At 64.9% G+C, this 25,880-nt stretch carries 25 protein-coding genes and 1 pseudogene; 17 read left to right on the top strand and 9 right to left on the bottom strand.

The annotated features are described in order from the left end of the window. Nucleotides 1-20: 20 nt before the first annotated feature. The 3 genes from FOB72_RS20060 (at nt 21) to FOB72_RS20050 (ending at nt 3,285) form a co-directional block, all read left to right on the top strand. Nucleotides 21-1,763 (top strand): M30 family zinc metallopeptidase, encoded by a 1,743-nt coding sequence (locus FOB72_RS20060; RefSeq protein WP_150374484.1) that lies wholly within the window; start codon nt 21-23, stop codon nt 1,761-1,763. Nucleotides 1,764-1,862: 99 nt separating this feature from the next. Then, nucleotides 1,863-2,318 carry a RidA family protein gene (locus tag FOB72_RS20055; protein ID WP_150374483.1) on the top strand — a complete coding sequence of 152 codons (456 nt, stop codon included), beginning with the start codon at nt 1,863-1,865 and terminating at the stop codon, nt 2,316-2,318. Nucleotides 2,319-2,334: 16 nt separating this feature from the next. Further along, entirely contained in the window at nt 2,335-3,285 is a 951-nt protein-coding gene (locus FOB72_RS20050; protein WP_150374482.1) for an SMP-30/gluconolactonase/LRE family protein, read from the top strand. Here FOB72_RS20050 and FOB72_RS20045 read toward each other — a convergent pair. Together FOB72_RS20045 and FOB72_RS20040 are read right to left on the bottom strand one after the other, a co-directional pair. Further along, a complete protein-coding gene (locus FOB72_RS20045) occupies nt 3,272-4,255 on the bottom strand; it encodes a Bug family tripartite tricarboxylate transporter substrate binding protein (RefSeq protein WP_150377283.1) in 984 nt (327 codons plus the stop codon). The two genes, FOB72_RS20050 and FOB72_RS20045, sit on opposite strands and share 14 nt — an antisense overlap. A gap of 72 nt (nt 4,256-4,327) precedes the next feature. After that, on the bottom strand, nt 4,328-5,779 hold the full coding sequence (locus FOB72_RS20040; RefSeq protein WP_150374481.1) for an amidase: 1,452 nt from the start codon (nt 5,777-5,779) through the stop codon (nt 4,328-4,330). Between the two features lie 126 nt (nt 5,780-5,905). Here FOB72_RS20040 and FOB72_RS20035 point away from each other — a divergent pair, with 126 nt between their 5' ends. Further along, nucleotides 5,906-6,820, top strand: coding sequence for a LysR substrate-binding domain-containing protein (locus tag FOB72_RS20035; protein WP_150374480.1), 915 nt, complete (start codon nt 5,906-5,908; stop codon nt 6,818-6,820). A 21-nt stretch (nt 6,821-6,841) separates the two neighbouring features. Here the strand turns inward: FOB72_RS20035 and FOB72_RS20030 are convergent, their stop codons facing one another. Both FOB72_RS20030 and FOB72_RS20025 read right to left on the bottom strand, forming a co-directional pair. After that, nucleotides 6,842-8,227 (bottom strand): GntP family permease, encoded by a 1,386-nt coding sequence (locus FOB72_RS20030; protein WP_150374479.1) that lies wholly within the window; start codon nt 8,225-8,227, stop codon nt 6,842-6,844. Between the two features lie 139 nt (nt 8,228-8,366). After that, entirely contained in the window at nt 8,367-9,770 is a 1,404-nt protein-coding gene (locus FOB72_RS20025) for an NHL repeat-containing protein (RefSeq protein WP_150374478.1), read from the bottom strand. A gap of 221 nt (nt 9,771-9,991) precedes the next feature. On the opposite strand from FOB72_RS20025, the gene FOB72_RS20020 reads away from it, so the two are divergent. Then, nucleotides 9,992-10,837, top strand: a complete 846-nt coding sequence (locus FOB72_RS20020) for an oxidoreductase (protein WP_150374477.1) — start codon at nt 9,992-9,994, stop codon at nt 10,835-10,837. A 42-nt stretch (nt 10,838-10,879) separates the two neighbouring features. On the opposite strand, the gene FOB72_RS20015 is transcribed toward FOB72_RS20020, so the two are convergent. Further along, on the bottom strand, nt 10,880-11,263 hold the full coding sequence (locus FOB72_RS20015; protein WP_150374476.1) for a hypothetical protein: 384 nt from the start codon (nt 11,261-11,263) through the stop codon (nt 10,880-10,882). 54 nt (nt 11,264-11,317) lie between these two features. On the opposite strand from FOB72_RS20015, the gene FOB72_RS20010 reads away from it, so the two are divergent. Beyond that, nucleotides 11,318-11,878: a CBS domain-containing protein gene (locus tag FOB72_RS20010; protein WP_317889556.1), complete on the top strand. Its 561-nt coding sequence runs from the start codon at nt 11,318-11,320 to the stop codon at nt 11,876-11,878. Here the strand turns inward: FOB72_RS20010 and FOB72_RS20005 are convergent. Together FOB72_RS20005 and phnA are read right to left on the bottom strand one after the other, a co-directional pair. After that, nucleotides 11,865-13,175 (bottom strand): MFS transporter, encoded by a 1,311-nt coding sequence (locus FOB72_RS20005; protein ID WP_223851712.1) that lies wholly within the window; start codon nt 13,173-13,175, stop codon nt 11,865-11,867. The genes FOB72_RS20010 and FOB72_RS20005 overlap by 14 nt on opposite strands. Nucleotides 13,176-13,217: 42 nt before the next feature. Next, nucleotides 13,218-14,210: a phosphonoacetate hydrolase gene (phnA, locus tag FOB72_RS20000; RefSeq protein ID WP_223851711.1), complete on the bottom strand. Its 993-nt coding sequence runs from the start codon at nt 14,208-14,210 to the stop codon at nt 13,218-13,220. On the opposite strand from phnA, the pseudogene FOB72_RS19995 reads away from it, so the two are divergent. From FOB72_RS19995 to FOB72_RS19980, 4 genes and pseudogenes are all read left to right on the top strand, one after another. Further along, nucleotides 14,196-14,507 (top strand): annotated as a pseudogene (locus FOB72_RS19995) (LysR substrate-binding domain-containing protein); the annotation flags it as partial. The gene phnA and the pseudogene FOB72_RS19995 sit on opposite strands and share 15 nt — an antisense overlap. 138 nt (nt 14,508-14,645) lie before the next feature. Then, nucleotides 14,646-15,785, top strand: coding sequence for an alkene reductase (locus tag FOB72_RS19990; protein ID WP_150374474.1), 1,140 nt, complete (start codon nt 14,646-14,648; stop codon nt 15,783-15,785). Nucleotides 15,786-15,807: 22 nt separating this feature from the next. Next, the gene (locus FOB72_RS19985) at nt 15,808-16,476 is read left to right on the top strand and encodes a redoxin domain-containing protein (protein ID WP_191002356.1); all 669 of its coding nucleotides are present in this window, start codon (nt 15,808-15,810) and stop codon (nt 16,474-16,476) included. A gap of 105 nt (nt 16,477-16,581) precedes the next feature. After that, the gene (locus FOB72_RS19980; protein WP_150374472.1) at nt 16,582-17,517 is read left to right on the top strand and encodes a LysR family transcriptional regulator; all 936 of its coding nucleotides are present in this window, start codon (nt 16,582-16,584) and stop codon (nt 17,515-17,517) included. A 27-nt stretch (nt 17,518-17,544) separates the two neighbouring features. Here FOB72_RS19980 and FOB72_RS19975 read toward each other — a convergent pair whose 3' ends face one another. Next, nucleotides 17,545-18,468, bottom strand: a complete 924-nt coding sequence (locus FOB72_RS19975; RefSeq protein ID WP_223851710.1) for a LysR family transcriptional regulator — start codon at nt 18,466-18,468, stop codon at nt 17,545-17,547. Nucleotides 18,469-18,597: 129 nt separating this feature from the next. Between FOB72_RS19975 and FOB72_RS19970 the strand changes: the two genes are divergently transcribed. The 5 genes from FOB72_RS19970 to FOB72_RS19950 all read left to right on the top strand — a co-directional run bounded on the left by FOB72_RS19970 (nt 18,598) and on the right by FOB72_RS19950 (nt 22,932). Next, a complete protein-coding gene (locus tag FOB72_RS19970) occupies nt 18,598-19,350 on the top strand; it encodes an SDR family oxidoreductase (RefSeq protein WP_150374471.1) in 753 nt (250 codons plus the stop codon). 65 nt (nt 19,351-19,415) lie between these two features. Next, nucleotides 19,416-20,333, top strand: a complete 918-nt coding sequence (locus tag FOB72_RS19965) for an FUSC family protein (protein ID WP_150374470.1) — start codon at nt 19,416-19,418, stop codon at nt 20,331-20,333. Nucleotides 20,334-20,342: 9 nt separating this feature from the next. Then, nucleotides 20,343-21,317: a chromate resistance protein ChrB domain-containing protein gene (locus tag FOB72_RS19960; protein WP_150374469.1), complete on the top strand. Its 975-nt coding sequence runs from the start codon at nt 20,343-20,345 to the stop codon at nt 21,315-21,317. A gap of 2 nt (nt 21,318-21,319) precedes the next feature. Next, nucleotides 21,320-22,513 carry a chromate transporter gene (locus tag FOB72_RS19955; protein WP_150374468.1) on the top strand — a complete coding sequence of 398 codons (1,194 nt, stop codon included), beginning with the start codon at nt 21,320-21,322 and terminating at the stop codon, nt 22,511-22,513. Nucleotides 22,514-22,629: 116 nt separating this feature from the next. Next, entirely contained in the window at nt 22,630-22,932 is a 303-nt protein-coding gene (locus FOB72_RS19950) for a putative quinol monooxygenase (protein WP_150374467.1), read from the top strand. A 174-nt stretch (nt 22,933-23,106) separates the two neighbouring features. Here the strand turns inward: FOB72_RS19950 and FOB72_RS19945 are convergent, their stop codons facing one another. Beyond that, nucleotides 23,107-23,934, bottom strand: coding sequence for an extracellular solute-binding protein (locus tag FOB72_RS19945; protein ID WP_150374466.1), 828 nt, complete (start codon nt 23,932-23,934; stop codon nt 23,107-23,109). Between the two features lie 87 nt (nt 23,935-24,021). Here FOB72_RS19945 and FOB72_RS19940 point away from each other — a divergent pair, with 87 nt between their 5' ends. Together FOB72_RS19940 and FOB72_RS19935 are read left to right on the top strand one after the other, a co-directional pair. Next, nucleotides 24,022-24,921 carry a LysR family transcriptional regulator gene (locus tag FOB72_RS19940; RefSeq protein WP_150374465.1) on the top strand — a complete coding sequence of 300 codons (900 nt, stop codon included), beginning with the start codon at nt 24,022-24,024 and terminating at the stop codon, nt 24,919-24,921. A 226-nt stretch (nt 24,922-25,147) separates the two neighbouring features. Beyond that, nucleotides 25,148-25,858 carry a glycosyltransferase gene (locus tag FOB72_RS19935; protein ID WP_150374464.1) on the top strand — a complete coding sequence of 237 codons (711 nt, stop codon included), beginning with the start codon at nt 25,148-25,150 and terminating at the stop codon, nt 25,856-25,858. Nucleotides 25,859-25,880: the final 22 nt, after the last annotated feature.

Here is a 25,880-nt window from a genome sequence, read left to right as displayed (position 1 = left end):
ATCACGTCCCCCTCCAGCTTATGCGTCCCCACAGTTCTCCCTGTCTTTCCCGCACGGCCGCCGCACTCGCGCTCGCGCTGATGCTCTCCGCCTGCGGTGGCGACGATGCGCAGCCGACCGCGAGCACGCAGACGGTGGAGCAGGGCACCGCCGCGCCTGCAGTGCCGAACACGCCCGCGCCGCAACCGGACGCGGCATCCACCGTCGTCACCGCCTGCAGCAACTGCGCCGCGCTCGATGCGCATACCTATGCGGGTGCGGGCATCGGCGTATGGCAGCACGTAAACGACACGAACGACACCCTCGACGTGCCGGTCCGCATCGACGGCCTCACGGGCCAGGATGTCACGCTGGTGTTCGCCAATACCACGGGCACGGCACAGCCCATGCCGCCGATCTCGCTCACCGCTACGCGGCAACCGTGGCAACTCGATCGCAACGGCGCGTCCGTCGCCAACGCGTCCGCCGCCAGCATCGTGGGGCGCTCGATGCATGACGCCATCGGCGAGTTCAACCGCCGCGGCTGGGTCGATTTCGCGGGCGAGCGCACCGCGCAGCCGGGCTTGTATCGCTCGGTGCAGCCCGTCGATCCCGGGCATGTGGGCGACTCGCGGACCTGGTATCACTCCGACAACACGGCGCGTACCGCCACGCTGATGCGCCAGGCGCAGGTCTCGGATGGCACCACGGTCAACCTGTGGGTGGAGGCCGACGAATGGGCGCCGTCACGGATCGGCACGACGCTGGCCGACACGCTGATGAACGCGTTCGTACCCGCCGGCCGCATCTACGACATCCTGACTGCCGTCGGCGGCCCGCTGTGGGGTCCCCACAATTACACCAATCTGCTGTCGGGCAACGGACGCCCGATCGATATCGTCATCCTGAACTTCGATCGCAATGGCGAGCCGTTTGGCGACGTGGGCTATTTCTTCTCGCGCAACGCCATCAAGCGCACCGCTACCGAGAACCTCTACGGGAACGATTCGATCTCGCTCTATCTGGATTCGGAGACGCTGTATCTTGGCGGCGCACAGGGCGTGCAGAACAGTACGATGACGCTTGCGCACGAGGGGATGCACATGCAGAACTTCTATCGCCGTGGCGTGCTGCACGGATGGCCGGCGATGTACGACTCATGGCTGGAGGAGGGCACCGCCATGATGATCGAGGACTTCGCGGCCGAGGGCATTACGCCGGGCTACAGTCCGCTGGCCGACGTACGGTATCTGGACTATGTCGCGCGGCGCGAAGGCTCCTACAACTGCAGCCTCGTCCACTGGACGCCGTTCACGAATACCTGCGAGAGCTATTCGGTCTCGGGCTCCTTCGGCGCATTCCTGAATCGCCAGCTCGGCCTCGGCTTCTACAAGACGCTGCTGTACAACGTGTCGAGTCCCGATACGCTCGCGGTGCTCGATGCCGCCATCCGCGAGGCCGTTCCGGGCTCCGGATTCGCCGATCAGTGGCGCAAGTTTTCCGTCACCGCGGCGGGCATGATGGTCTCGCCATTCACCGCGGGATATGGCTTCCCCGAGCGCTTCGACGGGGGCTTCCACCTCAACAAGATCAATCCGCTGTTCCTGCAGGTGTTCCGCACCTACGTCACGACATTGCCGGCCGCGATCCAGCCCTATGCCAGCGTGCCGATTCTGCGCCTCGCGGTCAAAGGCAGCTTCACCGAGGTGGTGAAAGTGCCGCCGGGCATCACGCTATCGATCATCGTGCAGGACTTCGGCGATGTGGAGGATACGGAGGACTAGCCTGTCCTTCAGGGTGCCATCTGACCGGCGACCGCAGGCGAATTGAAAGCTGCCGATCCATACAATGGACCACGCCTTCGATACGAGCTCAGCCGGAACATGTCCCTACTCGACCGCCTCTCCCAGGCAGGCCTCGCGTTGCCTGCCCCCATCGCGCCCCTGGGGTCCTACCAGACCGTCTCCATTTCCGGAAACCAGGTGTATGTCTCCGGTCTCGGCCCCTTCGAGGATGGCAAGCCGATCGTCGGCGTCGTCGGGCGCGATATGTCGCTGGAGGCCGCCCAGCATGCGGCGCGCCTGACGATGCTGATGATCCTGTCCTGCGTCGATCAGGCATGCGGTCTGGACAATATCGAGCGATGCAACCTGCTGACCGTCTATGTGCGCGCGGAACCGGACTTCACCCAGCATCCCAACGTGGCCAACGGTGCGAGCGACGTGCTGCTGACACTGTTCGGGCGAGACAAGCTGCCGGCGCGCAGCGCGCTGGGCATGTACTCGCTGCCCATGGGGATTCCGGTGGAAATCGACAGTATTTTCGAGCTGAAAGGTTGACCATCGTGCGCCTGCCATGAGAACCACCATCGGGACCACCATCGGGACCACCATCGGGACCGCCACGATCAAGCGCTGGGTCGGCCTGCTGCTGGCGGCATCGCTCGCGGCCGGCACGAGCGGCACTTTCGCCGAGCCGCTCCGTGCGCGTATCGTTGCCGACGCACTCGGCTTTCCCGAAGGCACCGTGCTGGCGGACAAGGTGCTCTATTACGTCGACTATCAGGTTTCCACCGTCAACCGGCTCGATGACAGAGGCCCCGCGGTGGTTCAGACGTTGCCCGGCTGCGGGGCCAACGGGCTGGCCGTCGTGAACGGAGACTTGTGGGTGGCATGCTACGACAGCGGAACGATCGAGCGCGTCGCTCCCGATGGCCGGCGTCTGGGCCGCATCGACCGTTCTCGTGATGGGGAAAGATTCGTTCGCCCCAACGACCTCGTCGCGAACCGGCGCGGCGATCTCTACTTCACCGCGTCGGGCGACCGGCCGGGCACCGGAAAGGTGTTTCTGGTACCGCAAGCCGGCGCTGCCGCGAATCAGGTCGCGCAGGAAATCGCGTCCGGCCTCGACAACGCGAACGGTATCGCGTTGTCCGCCGACGAGCGCATCCTCTACGTCGGCGAAAGCGGATCGGACAGCGTCCTCGACTATCGGATCCGTGCCGATGGATCATTGCCAGGTCGCCACACCTTCGCGGCACTCGATGCGCTGGCCCCCTCAAGCGCCACGGGGCGCCATACGCCCGACGGCATTCGCACCGGACCCGATGGATCGCTATTCGTGGCGCTGTTCCATGGCGGCGGCGTCTGGGTCCTCGACGCCAAAGGCGCGTTGGTGAAGGCGATCGATGTACCCGGCGACCATCACTCCAATCTCGCCATCTCCCGCGATGGCCGCGACATGTACGTCACGTCGGTCACGGGATCGTCGGGCCGCATCTATCGCCTGCCAGCTAGTCCGCCCTGATATCGGCGCGCGCCGCGACGGCGCGCATCGCCGGCAATTCCTTCTCGATGCGCGTCTGCACCGTGGCACCGTTGCCATAGGCGGGCGTCAGCCCGAGCTCCACCATGCGTGCCTGCGTGGCCGGCGCGTTGGCGACATCGGCGAGCGCCTTCTCCAGTTTCTGTTGCACGGGCGCGGGCAGTCCCGCCGGGGCCATCAGTGCGAACCAGCTCCCCATCTCGAAGCCCGGATAGCCGCTTTCCGCGACCGTTGGCACTTGCGGCAGCGCCGGGTGACGCTGCGCGGACAGCACGGCAAGCGCCTTGATCTTTCCGGCCTTGATCAGCGGCTGGCTCGCGACGATCGTATCCACGGCCACCTGCGTCTGGCCGCCGACCAGCGCCGTCAGGCTCGGCGCGCTGCCGTTGAACGGCACATGCACCATGCGCATGCCGGCGGCGGACTTCAGCATCTCGGCCCCGAAATGGACCGACGATCCGCTGCCGAACGAACCATAGGAGAACTTGTCCGGCTGGGCCTTGGCCTGCGTCACCAGATCCTTCAGCGAGCCAAGCCGCGTGTCGGGGTTGGCGACGAGGACGAGCGCCATATCGGCCACCTGTCCCAGCGCGGTAAAGCTCTTGACCGAGTCATATGAGAGGTGCTGGCGAATGGCCGGATTCAGCGTGAGCGTGCTGTTGGAGGCCAGCAGGAGCGTATAGCCGTCGGGTGCCGCCTTCGCGACCTGCGTCGCGCCCACGATCGTGCCGGCGCCGGGCTTGTTCTCGACGACCACGGACTGCCCCAGTTTCTCGCCGAGCCCCACCGCCAGCAACCGTCCCAGCACATCCGTCGCACCGCCGGCGGCAAAGGGCACCACGAGCCGGATCGGCCGATCGGGATACGACGCCGATTGCGCCATGGCCTGCGGCGCGGACAAGGTCATGGCCACGCCGCATGCGAGCACCAGTTTCAGGAGTGTGGAGGTCATCATGTCAATGTCTGCGAAGATTTCGGGGGCAATCGATCGTTGGGGAAAGCGAGGGTCCGTCAGTGCAATGGCTCAGCCCAACAGCGGGCTGCGCAGGCGCGAGAACCCGCCGGCCTCGTCATAGGCGTGCCCAAGCTGCAGGACGGCCGCATCGGCCTGCGCCGGCCCGATGATCTGGATGCCCGCGGGCAATCCATTCGGACCGAAACCGGCCGGTGCCGCGAGTGCGGGCAGTCCCGCCATCGTGGCCGGCACCACGGTCTGCATCCAGCGGTGATAGGTATCCATGTCGCGGCCATCGATCGCATGCGGCCAGTCCCATTCGGCCGGGAAGGGGAATACCTGCGTGGAGGGCAAGACGAGGTAGTCGTAACGCTCGAACAGCGCCCGCATGGCCTGATACCAGGCGCTGCGCACGCACATGGCCTCGAATACGCGGCTGCCGGACAGCGCCTGCCCGCGTTCGATCTCCCAAACGGCTTCGGGCTTGAGCAGCGCACGCTTCGCGGGGTCATCCCAGAGCGCCTTGTTGGCCCCGGCCACCGCGAAACTGCGCAGGTCGATCCACGCCATCCACAGCGATTCGAGGTCGAAGTCGGGCAGCGCGGCTTCCACCGTGCAGCCGATATCGCGCAGATGCGTCAGCGCCTGCTCGCAGGTCCCGAGCAGACCGGGTTCCGTCGGCAACTGACCGCCCAGATCGCCGAGCCAGCCGATGCGGACGCCTTTCCAGTCGCGCGGCGGCGGCAGCGCAACACTGCCCTGAGGTTCCGCGCGGCGCGTCAAAGGCAGCCGTGCATCGAATCCGGCCTGCACCGACAGCAGCAATGCCAGGTCCGGCACATTGCGCGCCATCGGCCCGGCCACGCTGAATTGCTGAAAGAAGACCTCATCGGTCGGCCCGTGGGGCACGCAACCGAAGGACGTGCGCAGCCCGTACACATGGTTGAACGCGGCCGGTGTCCGCAGCGATCCCATCATGTCCGAGCCGTCCGCCACGGGCAGCATATGCAGCGCCACGGCCACCGCCGCACCGCCGCTGCTGCCGCCGGCCGACCGCGACGGTTCCCAGGCATTGCGGGTCGTCCCATAGACCTGGTTGTACGTGTGGCCCCCCAGCCCGAACTCCGGCGAATTGCTGCGGCCGACGAACAGCGCGCCGCCCGCCCGCATGCGCTCGAAGATCACGGCGTCGGTGCGGCTGACCTGGCCGGCAAAGATCGGGGAGCCCTTGGTGGTGACCATCCCGGCGGCCGGCATGATGTCCTTGGGCGCCTGCGGAAAGCCATGGAGCGGGCCGCGGCTCTGGCCACGGGACAGCTCGCCGTCGCGCTCGGCGGCCAATGTGCGGAGGGCGTCGCGATCGACGGGCGCGACGATCGCATTGACCTGCGGATTGTGGCGGTCGATCTGCGCCAGGAAGGCATCGAGCACCTCCACACAGGAGACGTCGCGTGCATGGATGGCACGGGACAGGGACACGGCGTCGAGTTCGACGATGGAAGCGTTGGCAGGCGATGGCATAAGAGCTCTGTTTTTGTCGCGTTCCGAAAAGCATACGAGCGGGCGTGCCTTTTCGACAATCGATGATTTTTCCAGATATCCTTGCGTAAAACGCAAACCTCGGGATATCCCGGAGAGACCAGAATCGTGCTGTCACACCGCCTGCAGGACACCTCGCTGCGCTATTTCCTGGAAGTGGTCCGCTGCGGATCCCTGACCGATGCCGCCAAGCGGCTCAATGTCACGGTGTCCGCGGTCAGCCGACAGGTCGCCGTGCTCGAGGACCAGCTGGGCGTGCCGCTGTTCGACCGCCGGCCGCGCGGCATGGTGGCCAGCGCGGCCGGCGAGTTGCTGGCCGCTTTCGCGCTGCGGGGCGCACTCGACGCCGACCGGGTCGTGACCGAGATTGCCGCGCTGCAGGGCCTGCGCCGTGGCCGGGTCAGGGTAGCCACGTCCGCGGGCTTTGCGATCGATTTCCTGCCTCGGGCGATTGCAGCGTTTCGGAACGACTATCCGGGGCTGCATTTCCACCTTCGCGTGGCGCCGCCGGCCGAGGTCACCAATATCGTGCTCCATGGCGATGCGGATATCGGCATCACCTATAGTCGCGCGGCCGGGCACGGCATTCGCGTGGAGCACAGGCAGCCGGCCCCCGTCATCGCGATCATGCGTCCCGATCATCCGCTCGCGCGCTTCCGCAGCATCACGCTCGCGCAGATGCAGGCGCATCCGGTCGCGTTACCCGAGGGCGACAACACCGTGCGCCAGCTGTTCGATATCGCCTGCAGCGAGCGCGGCATCATTTTCGAACCGGTGCTGGTGACCAACCATTTCGAAACCTTGACGAGCTTCGTCCTGAACGGTGGCGGCCTGTCGATCTCCGGCGCGGTAACGGTCGGCGACCGCGTGCGCCGCGGGGAAATCCACCCGGTGACGATCCGGGAACGCGGCATGAGCAGCCGCGTGATCGAAATCCAGACGCTGGCCGGACGGGTGCTGCCGGAAGGCACGCGCGCCTTCCTCGGCTTTATCCGCGAGCGCCTCGTGGCGGAGGCGGGCTGATGGGGGAACCGGGGCCGCGCCTCAGTGCATGGGAATCGCGGCGTTGAAGATCAGCACCATGATCAGCCCCACCACGGCGACGATCGACTGCACGACCGAGATGGTCTTGGTCGCTTCGCTCATCGTCATGCCGAACGATTCCTTGACCATCCAGAAGCCCGCGTGATTGGCGTAATTGAAGAACAGCGAGCCGCAACCGATCGACAAGGCCAGCAACGGCAGGTTCAGGCTCGGATCGCTGCCGGCCAGCGGCGCGAGCAGGCCCGCCGCGCCCACGATGCCGACCGTGGCCGAGCCTGTCGACACGGACAGCAGCATGGCGATGAGCCAGCCGAGAATCAGCGGCGGAAACGCGAGCTGCTGCGTCAGATGGACGATGGCGTCGCCGACCTTGGCGCTCGTCAGCATCTGCTGGAAGGCGCCGCCGCCCGCGATGATCATGATGATCGAGGCAATGGGCTTGAGACTGCTGCCCAGCGCGCCGCGCAGTTTCTCGGCATCGCCGCCGCGCGACAGCACGAGAGCGCCAATCGCGAACAGCACCCCCAGCAGCATGGCGATCAGCGGATTGCCGAGAAAGCTGGCCACATGCAGCGCCGCGCTGCCTTTGGGCAGAACCGTTTCCGCGATCGCATGCACGAGCATCAGGATCGCGGGCAGCAGCGCCGCCAGCACGCCAATGCCCACACCGGGCTGACGGCTGGCGTCTGCCTTTTCCGTGATCGTGAATTGGTCCAGCAACGCCTGGTCGGGCTTCGTGGTCATGCGCCGCGAAATAAACGCGCCGTAAAGCGGGCCGCCGAGAATCATGGCCGGAATGGCGCCCAGAAATCCATACAGCATCGTCGGACCGACCGAGGTCTTGAGGCTGGCGATCGCGGTCAGCGGACCGGGGTGGGGCGGCACCATGCCATGCATGGCCGCCAGCGCGGAGATAACGGGCACGCCCACATAAACGTAGGCCGAACCCTTGAACCGGCCCTTGGCTTCGAGCTTGCGCGCCACGCTGAAAATCAACGGCAGCATCACCACGAGCCCCACTTCGAAGAACATCGGAATCCCGACCACGAACGCCACGAGCGTCATGGCCCACGGAATCATCCGATCGGACGCGCGCCGCAGGATGGCTTCGGCAATCTGCTCCGTGGTGCCCGCATCGGCAAGAATCTTGCCGAGCATGGCGCCCAGCGCGATCACGACACCCACGGCCCCGAGCGTCTTGCCCGCGCCATCGACCAGATGCTTGACAATGCTTTCGGGCGCCATGCCCGTCGCAAACCCCACCCCCACTGAAACCACGAGCAGCGCAAGCAGGGGATGCATCTTGATGCGCGACACGATCAGCGCGACGAGCACCAGCACACTGACCAGGGCGGTCAGCAGCAGTTGTAAATCCAGAGGAGTCATAGGGGGATGAAGGCAGGGCGTGCGCCACGTTGGCAAGCCCGAAGTGTAACAACGAAGGGCCACCGTGCGCAGGGGATACCCGCGCACGGTGGCCCTCGTCACCGCGCCCGCCCTCTGTGCTACGAGAGCCGGGCACGCATCAAGGCAGCGTGATCTTGCGGATCGTGTTCTGGTTGAGCTCGGTCACATAGAGGTTCCGGGCGCTGTCGATCGCGATCGAGGTCGGCGTGTTGAATCGCGCCGTCGACCCGCTGCCGTTTGTGGAGCCCGGCGTGCTTCCTCCCGCGATGGTCGTTACCACGCCGGCGGGCGTGATCTTGCGGATGGTGTTGCCATTACGGTCGGCAACGTACAGGTTGTCGTCCGGGTCGATGGCCAGACCGTTGGGGCCGTCGAACTGGGCAGCCGTGCCCGTGCCGTCGACCACGGCGGCGACACCGGATCCGGCAAACGTCGTGACCGTGCCTGCCGGCGTCATCTTGCGAATCGAGTTGGTCGAGATGTCCACGATGAAGAAATCGCCGTGCGAATCGCGCTTGATATCCATCGGCGAGAAGAACGTCGCCGTGGAACCCGGACCGTCCGTGGCGCCCGGCGTCAGGTTGCTACCCGCCAGCGTCGTGACGACGCCCGCTGCCGTGATCTTGCGAATCGTGTGGTTGTTGAACTCGGTCACGTAGAGATCGCCGCTCGCGTCGAACGCCGCGCTCGTCGGCGAGCTGAATCGCGCCCCAGTACCCGATCCGGCGTTGGCATAGCCCGGCGTGCCGGCCGTGGAGCCGGCGTAGGTGGAGACCGTCGTGCCGTCGAACTTGCGGATGGAGTTGTTGCCCTGGTCGACGATGTACAGGTTGCCCGCCCCATCGACGGTCACCGCGTTCGGATAGCGGAAGCGCGCGGATGCCGCGGGACCGTCCACGACGCCCACGGTGTTCGTACCGACGACGGTGCTCACGATGCCCGCGGGCGTGATCTTGCGGATCGCGCTGTTCTGCGAGTCGGCGACGAGCATATTGCCGGCCGCATCGAAGGCGATGCCGATGGGCGACAGGAACGTGGCCGATGCGAGCGGGCCGTCCGTGAAGCCGCCGGTGGCCGAACCCGCGTAGGTCGATACCTGCGCCTCGGGCGCGGGATTGTTGACGCAATCCACGGCGACATCGCTGACGTTGGCCGTGGCCGTGCCCGATCCGTGCGTAACGGTGCAGGTCTGGCCCGCCGGCTGCGTGGAAACCGTCACGTCGTATGCACCGCTGACAGCCGTGGCGAAGGTGAAGCTGCCATTGGCGGCCACCGACACCGCGTCCACGCCATTGTTCTGCAGTACCACGGTCGCGCTCGAGGCGAGGCCCGTCACCGCGCCGCCGATCGTATAGGTCTTCGCTTCCGGGACGGAAGGCGTGGAGGGGGGCGGGGGCGTATTGCCTGCCGGTGCGGTGGCAGCCTGCCCACCATTGCTATCGCCGCCGCAACCGGCGATCGTCAGGCCGATCAGAAGCATCGACGCGGCAGCAATATGGGTAATGCGAGTTTGAGTGTGCATGCTCGATAGTGAGGAGAAGAGCCAATCGCTCTCGCCTTGTATCGGCACCGACTGTTAACCCTTGAGCAGCAATCGCCACAGGGGCGATTGCCGCGGCATTATGAAATCCCCTGGCAAGGCGCATGTGGGTGACATGGCTTTATCGCGCCGCGCGGAATGCCTACAGTGTGCGGATATCAGGACCCGCACGCCCTCCATGTAACCCCTCTGAAGGACACATCATGTCGCAAACGGATACTCCCGTCTGGTTGATCACCGGATGCTCCACCGGTCTGGGCCGCGCGCTCGCGGGCGTCATCCTCGACAAGGGCTGGCGCGTGGTCGTCACGGCGCGCGATGTGTCGAGCGTCGCCGACATCGTCCAGCGCGCGGAAGACCGTGCCCTCGCGCTTACGCTCGATGTGACCAGCCCCGCCGACGTGCAAGCCGCCGTGACCGAGGCCGTTGCGCGCTTCGGCCAGATCGACGTGCTGGTCAACAATGCCGGTTACGGCTACCAGAGCACCGTCGAGGAAGGCGAGGATGCCGAGATCCGCGCGCAGTTCGATGCGAACGTCTTCGGCCTGTTCAGCGTGACGCGTGCCGTGCTTCCGCACATGCGCGCAAGGCGGCGCGGCAATATCATCAATATCACGTCGGTTGCCGGCTTTATCGGCTTCGCGGGGTCTGGCTACTATGCCGCCTCCAAGCACGCGGTGGAAGGCTGGTCCGACTCGCTGCGCGCGGAGGTGGCGCCGCTGGGTATCGGCGTGACGTGTATCGAGCCGGGCCCATTCCGCACCGATTGGGCCGGCCGGTCGCTGCGGCAGACGCAGAGCAAGATTACCGACTACGCCGACACTGCGGGCAAGCGGCTGGCCGGCACCAAACAGGCGAGCGGCACACAGGCCGGCGACCCCGTCCGCGCGGGCGAGGCCATGGTCGCCATCGCGCGCAATGCCGACGCGCCGCGCCATCTGGTACTGGGCGCGTGGGGCTTCGATACGGTCGTGCAGGACCTGCACAAGCGCGTGAACGAGATCGAAAGCCAGCGGGATCTGAGCCGGTCGGCCGACTACGATGCTTGATTGCGCCCGAGGCGGCCGCGATCGTCGCGGCGACGAAACAGGCTACGGCTTGGGCAACGCCGACCGCCGGCCGCGCTTCCGGGGCTTCGCTTCCACGCCGATACGCGTATCGCGCTCGAGCACAAGGGCGACGAGCGCTTCGGCGGTGTCCTCGAACGCGGCATCCTCCTGCGGAACGTAGAGCCACTTGCCGAGCACCGGATGGGGACGCAGCGCAGGCAAGTCCTCGAGGAGGCTCGCATGCGCTTCCCGCGCGGTGCACACCAGCAACCCATTCCACGGCTTCGCCCGATCCGCCGCCACGAGGCACAGGCGTCCATCGATATAGGCCGCATCGCAGCCGAACATCTGCTTGCGGAGATAGGTGGCATCCCGATCGAAGGCGTCGAAGATCCAGAGCAGGGAATTACGGACGGCGGAGGGCATCGGCGCGCTTCGGTGCGGGTTGAGGCTGACCACGTACGATGTAGCATCGTTTGCGTGCCATGGCAACGCCATGCCTCCCACGGCGGGGTCGCCGGCGCCTTCCCGATTCAATTCTTCCCGGATATTGCCGATATAGAGGCGGGCTACCGTACCTGTCGGACGGCCCAGACGCGTGCAAGAGGGGAGCAAGAAGTGAACGTAGAAAGCATCATGTCCAGGCGCCTCGCCACGGTGGGGTTCGACGATTTGCTGACGACCGTCAGGGATATCTTCGATCAGGCGAGTTTTCACCATTTGCTGGTGGTCGAGGACGGCAAGCTGCGCGGCGTCGTGTCCGACCGGGACCTGCTGCGCGCCTTGAGCCCATTCATCGGCAGCAATGTGGAGAACGCCCGCGATCTCGCCACGCTGAACAAGCGCGTGCACCAGATCATGTCCCGTCAGCCGCTGACACTGCCGCCGGAAGCCACGATCGCGGACGCCATCGCCTTGTTCCTGGCCAACAACATCTCGTGCATTCCTGTCGTCACGCCAGCGTTCGAACCGGTAGGCATCGTCAGCTGGCGCGACATTCTGCGGGCAGTGGCCGAGCGGGACAGCGTCAGCGCCGGATAAATATCGCCGTGATGGCGCTGGCCATGCAGAGCGAGGCAACCACCGGAAAGATCACCGCGGTGGAACCCGTATGGTCCATCAGCCGGCCCATCATCGGCTCGGCCAGCCCGGCGAACAGGTAGCTCACGAAGTTGACGCATCCCGTCGCCGTGCCGGCCAGCTTGCGGCCGACGATATCGGGGCACAGTGCCCAGAACGACGACGCCGGGCCGTAGACGAAGAAGCCGCACGCCATGATCGCCGCCACGGCCCACGGACTACCGTGCGGCAGGACGATCATGCCCATCGCGACGAGCGTGGCGATGACCATATAGCTCACGATCGACAGATACCGCCGCGAACCGAACAGCGCATCCGACAGCCAGCCATTGGTGATCGCGCCGATCGCCATCCCCACGGGCAACGCCAGCGTGATCCACATCGGGTCGATGCCGTCGGGATGCGACTTCCATTGCGGACCGAAGAAGTGCACCGGAATCCAGATAAGGAGCGCGTAACGGGCGGCATTCTGAAAGCCGATCGATAGCGCGGTGACATACAGCCGCCATTGCGACAGCACCGCCTTGTATCGGGCCGCGCTGCTGGCGTATTCGCGCTCGGACGCGCCGCCAGCCGATTGCTCCGGCCCCTTTAGCCCCAGGTCCTCGGGACGCTCGCGCACGACGAAGAACATCGCCAGCGCACCCGCCACCATCAGCATCGGCGCATACCGGAAGATCTCCCGCCAGCCAAGCCCCAGTACCTGCAGGATGAGAATCGGCAACACATAGGCAATCACCGAGGACAGGCTCGACCCGCCGACATAGAAGGAATAGACAAAGCCTCGCTTGCCATGCCCCCACCAGTTCGAGATCAGCCGGCTGCCGGGCGCGAATCCCATCGCCTGAAAATAGCCGTTCATGCCCCAGAAGACGATCAGGGAGACCAGTCCACTGGCTTCGCTGGTCGCGACGTTGGCCAGAAACGAGAGAATCGCGCCCGCCAGCATCATCACGCGTCCGCCGAACTTGTCTCCGAGGTTGCCGTTGATCGATTGCCCGACCGCATAGGCCCACAGCATCGTCGCGCTGACCCACCCGAGCGCGGACTTCGAAAGCCTCAGCTCCGCCTGAATGCCCGGTATCGCGAAGCCGAACGTCTGGCGTCCCGTGTAATAGAACAGGTAGCAGAACGTCACCCCGAGGAGGGCCCGCCATTGCCACCTGGCATACAGGCTGGCGCTGGTTGCCGCCTCGTGCGGCAGGGCATCTTGCGGCAATCGCCCGGCGCGCCGCTCCTGCTGTTGCAGCATGTCCATCGTGTTGTCTCCGTTGTATTTTTTTGTGGGGGCACGGCGCGCCTAGTCGGCGTGATTGAGCGCGAGCGACAGGACGCTGAAATTGCGCAGACGGCCCGCCGGAAGGTTGGCCAGGGGCCGGTTGAAGAGCAGCGGCACCTTCTGTTCGGACAGCCCGCCATGCGAGCGCAGGGGCACATCGAGACCGCTGAGGTCATGACGCGCGGGCGCGGTGCCGATGACGGTCAGGCGGTCGCTGACCACCACCAGGTCGCCAATGCGGTCCGCGGGCAGTTCGAAGCGTTCGCATGCGTCGCGCTTGTCCAGGACGAGCTCGATGCCCGGCAGCGCCTCGATGGCCTGATGCACCGCGCGCGGATCGGTGCCCGCCGGCAGATACACGGTGGCGTAAGAGCCGAGCGCGCCGTGGTGCGCCACATAGGGATCGGTAATCGGCAGCAGCACGCGCGTGGCGCCGCCACCGAAACGCTGGTCCAGCACCTGCTGCAGAAAGAGGATGTTGGCCTTGCCCAGCGCATCGGTCTTGGCGTTCATGCCATGGTCGGCCGTGATGCCGATGACCGCGCCGAGCGCCTGCATGTCGGACAGATAGCCATCCATCATGGCGTAGAACGCATTGGCGCCCGGCGTACCCGGTGCGTGCTTGTGCTGTACGTAGTCCGTGGTCGACAGGTACATCAGGTCCGGCCGGTCGGACTTGAGAAGCGCAACACCCGCGGCGAATACGAACTCCGACAGATCGGCGCTATAGACCGTTGGCAATGGCAAGCCGACCCGGGCCAGTACATCGTCGATGCCATGCTCTTCGAGTGTCGCCTGATCGGCCTTTTCCGCGGAAAAGCAGATGCCCCGCAGGCCGTGGCCGAGTAGCGCGCGGAGCTTGTCCTTTGCCGTCACCACGGCAACCTTCGCGCCGGCTTGCGCGGCGGCGGCCAGTACCGTGGGGGCACGCAGGTAGCGCGCGTCGTTCATCAGGACTTCTTCGCCGGTCTCCGCGTCGTAGAAAAAGTTGCCACAGATCAGCAGGCTGGCCATGCATCGTTGCGGCCAGTGCGCACGCTGCGCTTCGATCATTTCTTCGTCACGCTCCAGGCCGTGGTGGACAGCCTGGGCCTGGCCATCGGCACGTTTCCGACGCTTTCCACAGACCGGCTCGCCGGCCGCATTGCCACGCCGTTCGGCGACATCCGGGCCCCGGGCAACACCTATCACGCGCTGGTACCGCGCGACGCGGACAAGCCCCTGCATCTGCGCGCGTTTGTGGAGTGGCTGGCCCAGCAAGGGGAGAAAGAGAGGGAGAAAGACAGGGAGAAAGACAGGGAGGATCGATAGCGGGATTTATCCGGATCCGGAATGGCCCCTATCCCGCCGGAGGGCTATCTGACGCCTGTTCAAGGTCCTACATTTCAGCCCAACGAAGTGTGCATGCCGGAGCTTCCCGGCAGTTCCCAGACATTGACAGGTTCCATCATGGCAAAGCTTTTCACCTCCGCGAAAGTCGGTGCATTCCAACTCAACCATCGCGTCGCGCTCGCGCCAATGACGCGCGTCCGGACGATCCAGCCGGGCGACATTCCCAGCCCGATGATGGCGGACTTCTATGGTCAGCGTGCGTCGAAAGGCGGGCTGCTGGTGATCGAGGCAGCGAGCGTTTCCGCCCAGGCGCGTTCGTACCTCGGCGCCGCAAGCATCTTTCACGACGGTCAGCACGAAGGCTGGAAGGCCATCGCGGACGCGGTCCATGCAAAGGGCGGATATGCGTTCCTGCAGCTGATCCACGGCGGCCGCCAAAGCCATGTCGATGTCGCCGGTGGGGCCACCCCGGTGGCGCCTTCGGAGGTGCCGTTCGAGGGCGTGGCACTGACCAAGGATGGCTTCGTCCCCGTATCTCCACATCGCGCGCTGCGAATCGAGGAGATCCCGGGCATCGTCGAAGACTTCCGCGTTGCCGCGGAACGAGCGAAAAAGGCCGGCTTCGACGGCGTCGAGCTGCACGCGGCCAACGGCTACCTCGTCGATCAGTTTATTCAGGACGGCACCAACAAGCGCACGGATGCCTATGGTGGCCCGGTCGAGAACCGAGTGCGATTCATGCGTGAAGCGCTGGAGGCGCTGATCTCGGTATTCGGTGCCGACCGTGTCGGCGTGCGAATCTCTCCCTCGGGCGAGTGGGGCGGAATCTCGGACAGCGATCCCCAGGCGACGTTCAGCCACGTCGCGAAGGTGCTGGACGGCTACGGGATCGCGTACCTGCACTTCATCGAGCCGCGTATCAAGGGCGACGACACGCTGCACGCGGGTCATCCGGTCGTTGCGGCGTCCTACTTGCGGCCACATTTTTCCGGTCCGATCATCGCGGCGGGCGGCTTCGATCGCGAAGATGCCATTGCGACGGTCGAGAAGGGCGACGCCGATCTGATCGCCTTTGGGCGGCACTTTTCGTCCAATCCCGATTTGCCCTACCGGCTGCAACACGATTTGCCGCTGACGCCCTATGTCCGCGCGGCATTCTGGGGCGGGAACGAAACGAACTACTCGGACTTCCCCGCGTATGGGGAGGGGGTAGCGCGGCCCGAACAGGATGAAGCGAACACCGTTGCCGCGGCTTGATCTCCGACTAGCGAGAATGGGCATGCGTCAAGCGTTCCCCGTGCCGCACGCCGAGGCTGACCGTGCCGTCGAGGTGGCGATGGCCGCGGCCGCGGAGGCTGTGTCGGGGGCGCTGCGCGCCGGCACCCGGGTGCCGGGATTCCAGCTGCGGGACACCCGTGGCAATCCCGTGTCCCTCGACCAGTTACTGGTCGAGGGCCCCGTCGTTCTGAATTTCTTCCGAGGGGCATGGTGTGCGTTCGGCGAGGAGAGCCTGGCACGGCTCGCCGCGACTTATAGCCTGATCGCCAACGCGGCCGCGGCCGCATTGGCGATCGCGCCTCCCACCGCGCGCACCTCGGCCGACAGGCGACTTCCCATCCCCGAACTGGTGGACGTGGACATGAAGGTCGCGCGTTCGTTCGGGCTCGCATTCGAACTGCCCGCCGAACTCAGGCAGCAATATCTGGATCTCGGCTACGTGCCCCCCAGAACGCGGCGCGCGAATACTTTCCTGGTGCCGATTCCGGCGACCTATCTCATCGACCAGGAGGGCATGATCGTGCTCGCGCATATCGACCCCGACTATCGGCACCACCCGCAAAACGAAGCGCTGCTGAGCGCCCTGCAGGCGCTGCGGGCTCGCTCGATGGCGCGCGAGAAGGCGGCCAGACGACCTGGCGGAGAAAGGCGCTTTGGGCGCGATGGTTGAGCGGGCGAATTCCCATCGAAATCAGGTAACCTGTTGTCGCCGCTTGCCCGGCAACGCGCCGCGTAACGACAGGACCTTCAGTGTCCGCACCATGGGAGAGTCTCGATGGACCGCCTTGCCGCGATCGAAATCTACATTCGCGTCGTCGATACAGGCTCCTTCTCGGCGGCGGCAAGGCATTACGACATTGGGCAGCCCGCCGTGTCGAAGGCGGTCGCCCAACTGGAAGACTGGCTTGGCGTGAAATTATTGCTGCGCTCGACGCGAGCATTGACGCCGACCGAAGCGGGGCAAAGCTTCTATGTCCGCGCGCGGCGTGCGGTCGAGGAGGCCGACGAGGCCGTGCTCGCCGCGCGCGGGACTGCCGTGGGGCTCACGGGCAAGCTCAGGGTGTCGGCGGCAGTCTGTTTCGCCAGGCTTCATATCGTGCCGCGGCTGCCGGCGTTCATGGAGAAGCATCCGGGGCTCGATCTGGAGCTCATCCTCGACGATCGGAACATCGACCTGGTGGAGGAGGGCATCGACCTTGCGCTGCGCATGGGGGAGCTGATCGACTCCAACATGACGGCAAAGCGGATTGGCGAGGCAAGACGACGGGTGGTGGCGACGCCCGCGTACTTCGAAAGGCATCGCGCGCCCAAGGCCCCATCGGATCTGCTTTCCCATCGGGCCGTCATCTACTCGCGCGATCTGGGTGGCGGCGAAAACTGGACATTCCGCAAGGACACCATCGACCAATCGGTCAAGCTCGAGGGGCGTGTCGCGATATCGGCCACCGAAGGACTGCGGGCCGCCGTGTTGTCCGGCATGGGGCTCGCGGTCGCATCGGAATGGGCATTCTCGCCGGAGCTTCGCTCGGGCGAAGTCGTATCGGTCCTCGACGATTGGGTGCTGCCATCCGTTCCGTTGTCGGCGCTTTATCCCACCGGGCGCATGGCCAGCAGCAAGGCAAGGCAGTTCGCGGCGTTCGTCGAGGAATGCCTGGCGCCCGAATTTGCGCCGGCGTTGCTCGGCAGGCCGGGGCGGCAAAGGGTGGCCTAGCTGGCCGTCAGGGGTCCGAAGGTGACTTCAGTCGTTGGGCTTGCCGTGGGGCAACGCGCCGAGCGCGTCGATGCCGTGAAACGCTTCGCCGATGAAATCCATAAATGCAATCGCGCGCCTGGACACCAGGCGGTGGGCCCCGTACACGATCTGGACCGGTACCGAGGGTGCCTCGTAGCCCGACAGCACAAGCTTCAAGGTGCCGTTGTTCAACCCCGCGTCGAACAGCCACTTCGGCCCGTTCGCGATGCCCAGACCCGCGTTCGCGGCTTCCTGGACTGCCTGAGGTGAATTGACGCGCAGCCGGCCGGAAACCGCTACCTCGCCATCGCGAAACCGCCACGCACTGCCAGAGGAAAGCAGCGTGTAGACAATGCAATCATGGTCGCGGAGGCTGGCGGGCTCGCGCGGTACACCGCGACGGGCAAGATAAGCGGTGCTGGCCACGCACACCCGCTGAAACTGCCCGATGCGGCGGGCGCGCAATGCGCTGTCCTCGAGATGCCCGATCCGTATGGCGAGTTCGGCGCCCTCATCCACGAGGTTTACGTATCGGTCGCCTGTCTGCAGATCGAGCGCGAGGGCAGGGTAGCGCGCGAGGAAGGCGGGCACCAACGGCAGAACGAACGCATGCGCGAATGCTGTCGGGCAGGCAACGCGTAACAGTCCCGTTGGTTCGGCTTCGTCGCGCAGCGAGGACTCCGCTTCCCCGACCGCATCGAGTATCCGTCTGACCTCCGCGTAATACCGCTCGCCCTCGGGCGTCAGCGCGAGTTGGCGCGTGGTTCGGTGTAGCAGCCGAGTCTTCAGATGCTCCTCGAGCGAGGCGACGTATCGGCTGACATTGGGTTGCCCAAGACCCAGATCGCGCGCCGCCGCGGAGAAACTGCCTGTTTCCACCGCGCGGGCAAAGCAGGTCATTTGCAGAAACCGATCCAGACGCGCCTCCATTTATTTATGCGCTGACGGCATGGATTATATGTCCGGCGGGGATCTTATCGCATTTCTGATATGGCCCCATGCTTCGCGCTCACCCAGCAATCTTGTCTCGCTGGCGTCGAGTCAACTCAGGAGCACATCATGTCCCGTTTGCAAGGCAAACGCACCCTCATTACCGGCGGCACCAGTGGTATCGGTCTCGAAACCGCCAAGCAATTTCTGGCAGAAGGCGTACGTGTCATGGTGACCGGCGTCAATCCCGATTCCATCGCGCGCGCCAGGACGGAACTTGGCCCGGAAGTCCTGATCGTGCGCGCCGACTCGGCCAGCGTCGCCGCGCAGAGGGAACTGGCACTGGCCGTCAGCGCCCATTACGGCGAGCTCGACATCGCATTCCTCAACGCCGGCGTCTCGGTATGGGTGCCAATGGAGGAATGGTCGGAGGAAATGTTCGATCGCTCGTTCGCCATCAACGTCAAAGGACCCTATTTCCTCGTTCAGTCGCTGTTGTCCTGCTTTGCGAGGCCGGCGTCGGTGGTCCTCAATACGTCCATCAACGCGCATGTCGGCGCCGCCCGTTCATCGGTTTATGCCGCCACCAAAGCGGCATTGCTGAACATGGCGAAGACGCTCTCGAGCGAACTGCTCGACCGCGGTATCCGCGTCAACGCGGTCAGCCCGGGTCCGGTCGAGACGCCGCTGTACGACAAGCTCGGCATCCCCGATGCCTATCGCGAGCAGGTTGCCAGGGACATCGTCGCGACGATTCCAATGGGTCGTTTTGGCAGGCCGGAGGAGGTTGCCAAGGCGGTGCTGTATCTGGCGTCCGACGAATCCCGGTGGACCGTCGGCTCCGAAATGATCGTTGACGGCGGTCGCACACTCAACGGCTGATGCCGAAGCGGCCCCGCGACTACACTACGCGACAATGACGGTCCGGGTTCGGGGGGAGGCCAGCCATGTGGGAGGTGCTACGGCTCGCGTTGCGCAACACCCAGGTGGCGTTCCGCGCCGAGCTGGACGTCTCCGCGCTCGTGGCACGCAGCGCGCGCTGTCTACAGGCGGTCATCGCGGTGACGCTCGCCGCGGCCATATCCCTGGCGTGCCGTCAGCCGGAAGCCTGGTGGGCCGCCATTTGCGCGTTCGCATTGACCGGTAGCGCGCTGCGCCCCGCGCTCGGGCTCGGCGTGCAGCAGATTGCCGGCACGTTCGCCGGCACCGTCATGGGCGTCTGGCTGGCACCGCTGGCATTGGATGGCCCCGCCGCATTCGTCGCGCTCAGCACACTGTTCGCGACCGCATGCCTCTCCATTGCCGCGCGGCGCGCCGCGAGTTTCCTGTGGATCCTGTCCGCGGCACTGTTCGTCTATATGGTGTCGTTGCTGTTGATCCATGGCGCGGCGGACGCGAGGCCGCTTGCCGTGGCCCTGTGGATCAATGCGCTGATCGGCACGGGGGCGTATCTGCTTGTCACGGCGCTCGCCAGCGGCGTGGCGCGGCTGCGCGGGGGCGACCATGCACCGGCGCAGGCCGCGCCGCCAGCCCCCTCGTCGGACAACCCGGCCCAGGCCGTCTCTGGCACCCGGCTTTCGCTGGTCTGCGCAATGTCGCTCGCGGCGCTGTCATGGATTCTCTATCGCCATCCGCTGATCGGCATGGCGCAAGCCATGATCACCACCATCGCGGTACTGGCCGTTCCCCGCACGACCGTTGGCCATTCGCTGTACAACATCGTCATCCGGATCCTGAATCGGCTGCTCGGTTGCCTGCTAAGCGAGCCTGCTATTTCATCTGGAAGTGATTCTCGACGACGCGAACCCTCTCGGGCGCAGTGTAGAGATCTCTACAAGATTGAAATAGTCGAAACAGCCCGCTAATCTGGCTGCATGAATGCGACCTCCGCGCTCCCCGAAACTGCCTGGCTTCTGCTCGTCGTCAGCCTGCCGACCTCCGCGTCCACCGCCCGGATGCGCTTATGGCGCGGGATCAAGGCGCTTGGCGCGGCGGCGCTGCGGGATGGCGCCTACCTTCTCCCCAATCTGCCGGGCCTCGGCGCGTCGCTGCAGGCGTTGGCCACCGACGCGGCCAGCGAAGACGGCAAGGTCTGGGTGCTGTCGGTTCAGGCCACCGGCGCACAGCAGGATGCGGAGTATCGCGCCCTGTTCGCCCGCGCCAGCGAGTACGCGGCCTGGATCACCGAGCTTTCCGCCGCGCGCTCGACGTTGTCGGAGATGGACGAAGCAGGGCTGCTGCGACTGGCACGCAGACATGGCCGGGGATTCGACGCGATTCGCAGGATCGACTTCTTTCCCGACGAGGCATCCGCGCGTGCCGAAGCCCAGTGGCGCGACTTCAATGCGGCGATCGACGTCATGCTTTCGCCCGGCGAGCCGCGGGGCGTGGCCGGCAACATCCCAAGGCGCGATCCTGCGCAATATCAGGGACGCCAGTGGGCGACCCGCCGGAATCTATGGGTGGACCGCGTCGCCTGCGCCTGGTTGATCCGGCGGTTCATCGATCCTCACGCCACGTTTCTCTGGCTCGACGACATCCGACAGTGCCCGGACGCCGCGCTGGGGTTTGACTTCGATGGCGCGACGTTCTCTCACATCGGTGACCGCGTGTCGTTCGAGGTGCTGCTCGCCAGCTTCGGACTCGACGAGGACAAAGGACTCGCCCGTCTCGGCCAGATGATCCATGTACTGGATGTCGGCGGCACACCGGTTGCGGAAGCGAGCGGTTTCGAGGCGGTACTGGCGGGCGCTCGCGAGCGCTTGCCCAGCGACGACGCACTGCTCGATGACGTCAGTCACGTCCTCGACTCGCTGTACACCCATTTCTCCACTGCGCGCAGGCGTTAAGCATGACCTCGTCCCAGCTACCCACCACCGCCGCGGCCGGTGACCCCACATATTCGCTGCGCCAGCTGGTCTTGTATTTCCTGAGGCTCGGCACGTTCGGCTTCGGCGGCCCGGTCGCGCTCGCCGGCTATATGCACCGCGATCTCGTCGACGCGCGGCAGTGGATCACCGATGCGGATTACAAGGAGGGCCTGGCGCTCGCGCAACTCGCGCCGGGGCCGCTGGCCGCGCAGCTTGCGATCTACCTGGGATACGTCCATTACCGCATCGTGGGCGCGACCCTCGTCGGCATCGCCTTCGTGCTGCCTTCGTTTTTGATGGTCATTGCACTCGGCTGGGCCTACGTGCGTTTTGGCGGCCTGACGTGGATGCAGTCGGTGTTCTACGGCGTGGGTGCGGCGGTGATCGGCATCATTGCGATCAGCGCGTACAAGCTGACCAGAAAGAGCGTCGGCAAAGACAAACTGCTGTGGTTCATCTATCTGGTGCTTGTGGCCGTCACGGTCATCACCGAGTCGGAAGTGGCATGGTTGTTCATCGCGGCCGGCGTGCTTGTCTGGTTGCGGCGCGCACCGCCGAAATGGCTGCACCAGGGCAAACTGAATGCGTTGGCTGCAACGCCGCTGCCCGCGGCAAGCGGCATGATGAGCACGATCGACTGGCCGCTTCTGTCGCAGCTCGGTGTGTTCTTTGCCAAGGCGGGCGCGTTCGTCTTCGGATCGGGACTCGCCATCGTGCCGTTCCTGTACGGCGGTGTCGTGACGGAGCACCACTGGCTGAACGACAAACAGTTTGTCGATGCAGTCGCCGTGGCCATGATCACGCCCGGTCCGGTGGTCATCACCGTGGGTTTCATCGGTTATCTCGTGGCGGGACTGCCTGGTGCCTGTGTCGCCGCGGCTGCGACGTTCCTGCCGTGCTACCTGTTCACCGTCCTGCCGGCGCCGTATTTCAAGAAGTATGGCAAGTTACCCGCGATCCTCGCATTCGTGGATGGTGTTACCGCGGCCGCCATCGGTGCGATTACCGGCGCGGTGATCGTGCTGGCGAAGCGTTCGATCGTCGACTTGCCGACAGTGCTGCTGGCGCTCGTCACCGTTGCCTTGCTGCTGAAGTTCAAAAAGCTGAGCGAGCCGATGATCGTCGCAGGGGCAGCGTTGGTCGGCCTGATCGCCTATCCGCTTCTGCATCGATGATCAGCCAGGGCCGAGTCGCCCCGTCCCATTGACTAGACTGAATCCAGCCGCGCCAGGCAAGTGGCTTCGCCACGAGTCTTGGTGCGCGGCGTCTGTTTCAGAACAGGAGATATGTCATGGTCAATGTCGCGTTGTTCGTTCGTCTGGAAGCGAAGCCAGGAAAGGAGAAGGACGTTGAGAGCTTTCTGTTGAGTGGTCTTCCCCTTGTGGAGGCAGAACCGGCGACTACGGCCTGGTTCGGCATCCGTCTGGGGCCGTCGACGTTCGGCATCTTCGACGCATTTCCGGACGAGGCCGGACGGCAAGCGCACCTTTCCGGCAAGGTCGCAGCCGCGCTGATGGAGAAAGCGGACGAATTATTCGCCGAGCCACCGTCGATCGAGAAGGCCGACGTGCTTGCAGCGAAGCTGCCGGGCTGATACCAACGGCACGAGACCTGCCGACAGCAGGATCGTGTCATAACCAGGCAGAAATCGAAAAGAAAATAGGCCCGGACTCGCTATGCAGGGACCCGGGCTATTCGAGGCTGGCGGCGCGCGACCGCCGGTCGACGTCGATAGCGGCCATACCCGACCGCGTCGCCAACGTCCGCTTTATTTTTCGCTGAGCGGCGTCAATCCGGTTGCCTTGATAACCTTGCCGCTCGCCGGCGCCGCCAGATACTGGATGTACGCCTTGGCGGCCGCGCGATGGGCGCTGCCTTTCACGATGGCGGCCGCGTACGGCGTGACGCGCTGCAATTCGTCCGGCAGTTCGGCCACGATGTCGATACCGTGCACGGGCTGCAGCTCACTGTGCTGCTGGCATCCGAATGCCGCCTCGCCTTTCGCCAGCACCTCGCCGACGGGCGTTGCCGGGATCTGCTTGCCTTTCTTTTTCACCTCCGCCTCGATGCCGAGGCGAGCCAGTAGCTCGCCCTGGATGTACTCGCCGCTCGCGCTATCGGACCATGCAATGGAGGGCGCATCGAGAAAGGCCTGACGCACCGCTGCCGTGGTGCGCAAGTCCGGATGGGGTCTGCCGGCGGGCACGGCACAGGCGATCTTCGAATTGGCGAGAACGACCTTGCTGCCGGGTTCCAGCTTGCCGCTAGCCATAAGCTGATCTAGCGCGCCACCGACCATGATGACCACGTCGATCGGTTCCTGACGGGCCAGACGGGCCGGGATCGCATTCTCTGTCTTGCCCATGGACGGCCCGAAAGTGAGAGTGACGGGGGCGGAAGGGTGTTCTTTGTTATAGAGACTCGTCAGCTGCTTGGCCGCCTCGGCGGTTCCGCCGGACGTCACGGCAACGAGGTCGCTCGCGTGTCCGAGGCCGGGCAGCAGCAGGGCAAGTGAGGCGACCGCCGTGGCGGCAACGCGGGCGGCTGAACGGTCGGCAATACGGAAATGGTTCGGCAAGGATGTAACGATCGGCATGATTCGAGGTAGGTCTTCCAGGCAGGCATTGCAAGCTTATTCTCGAGCGACTAATCTGTGAATTGCAATATTCTGATGATTCGATGCATGTCACACATCAATTTCGCGCTCGAAGACCTGCAGGCATTCGTCGCGACGGCCGAAAAGGGCAGCTTCCGTATCGCCGCGGAGGCCCTTAACATTTCACAGCCAGCGCTCAGCCGCCGGATCGAAAAGTTGGAAAAGACGCTCGGCTCCCGCCTGCTGGACCGGACGACGCGTCGCGTGGAGACGACGAATGTCGGCCGGCAGTTCCTCGAGGAAGCGCGAGCCGCACTGGATATCCTCGATAACGCGGTATTTCGGCTCGGCGACGAGACCACGCTTCGCCGTGGCCTGGTGACGGTGGCGGCCATACCGTCCGTCGCGCTGCATTTACTCCCCCATGCGATCCACGCGTTTGCCCAACGGCATCCGGGCGTACGCGTGCGTGTTATCGACGAAAGCGCGAACGCCGTGCTGACGAGCGTGATGTCGGGCGAGTCCGATTTCGGGCTCAACTTCATGGGCGCGCTGGAGCCAAGCATCGAATTCCATGCGGTCCGCGCCGAGCCTTATCGATTGGTGTTGCGGCAAGACCATGAGTGGGCCGGGCGGGACTGCGTATCCTGGGAGGAACTGGCCGGACAACGGATGGTCAGCGTGTCCAGGCAAAGCGGCAATCGCGCCCTGATCGAAAGCGCGATTGCCCACCTCGAGCGGCAACCCACGATCCATTACGAAGCCAACCACGTCGTGGGCGTACTGGCGCTGGTTGACGCCGGTCTGGGCGTGGCCGTGCTGCCAGGCATGGCGGTGCCGCACGACCATTCCCGGTTGCGCGCCATCCCTTTGATCGAACCTGACGTGGACCGCGTGCTGGCCCTGATCCGCCGCCGAGACAGGCCGTTGCGGCCTGCGGCGGAGGCGTTATATGAAACGATCAGACTGGAAATGACGGCCACGTGATGGTGGTAATCTGGTGGTAATCGGGCGTTCATCGTCGCCACGGCAACCCGCCGCGACCGCATTGCCGTGAACTGGATACGTGCGGTACCCAACATAAGGCGTGTGCCATTGATGTCAAGCTCACAAGCGCGTGAGCAGGGCATGAAGGGAAAAACAACACGCAGCGGTTTTGCATCGATCATTGCCGCTTTCCGGGTCACATGAATCACCGACGTGGGAGCCGGATATGACCCTGATTTCAGTTGTGACGATCAACTACAACAACCGCGATGGTCTGCAACGGACCATGGATAGCGTGGTGCAGCAGGACACCGACGTGTGCGCGCTGCAATATGTCGTGATCGATGGAGGATCGACAGACGGTTCCGTCGAGCTTGCCCGGAGTCGCGCCGAAGATATCGACGTATTTGTCAGCGAGCCCGACGATGGGATCTATGCGGCAATGAACAAGGGGCTCAACCGGGTGACCGGCGAATGGGTCGTGTTCATGAATTCCGGCGACTGCTTCGCCGGCCCGCAAGCCCTCTCGACCATTGCGCGCACCGCCTGCGAACGAGGGGGCACCTGGCTCATCTATGGCGACAACATCAGCCCACGCGGGCTGGAGCCCGCCGCACCGCTATACAAGCTGCGCGCGGGGGTAATCCACGCTTGCCACCAGGCCATGGCATTTCGTGTCTGCGACCTGCGCTACGACGAAAGATGGCGTATCTACAGCGACCTCGACTTCGTGCTGCAGTACTACAAGCGTTTCAAGTCGAAGGCATTCCGTCATGTGGCCGAGCCACTGTCGATCATCGAGGAAAGCGGTCTCAGCGCGAGGTTCCCGGGTGCCAAACGGAAGGAGAAATTCGGCATCGTCTATGAGCGCTTCGGATTGCCGGGGCTGATGTTCGCCCTCGCGGCATCGGTGCTGGCCGCTGTCGATCTGCTCTGAAGCGCAAGGGCAGGGCGGGCGG

This window comes from Cupriavidus pauculus (genome assembly GCF_008693385.1).
Taxonomy (GTDB): domain Bacteria; phylum Pseudomonadota; class Gammaproteobacteria; order Burkholderiales; family Burkholderiaceae; genus Cupriavidus; species Cupriavidus pauculus_D.
Note: the sequence above shows the minus strand (reverse complement) of the source record. Positions and strands in the feature narration are given on the sequence as shown.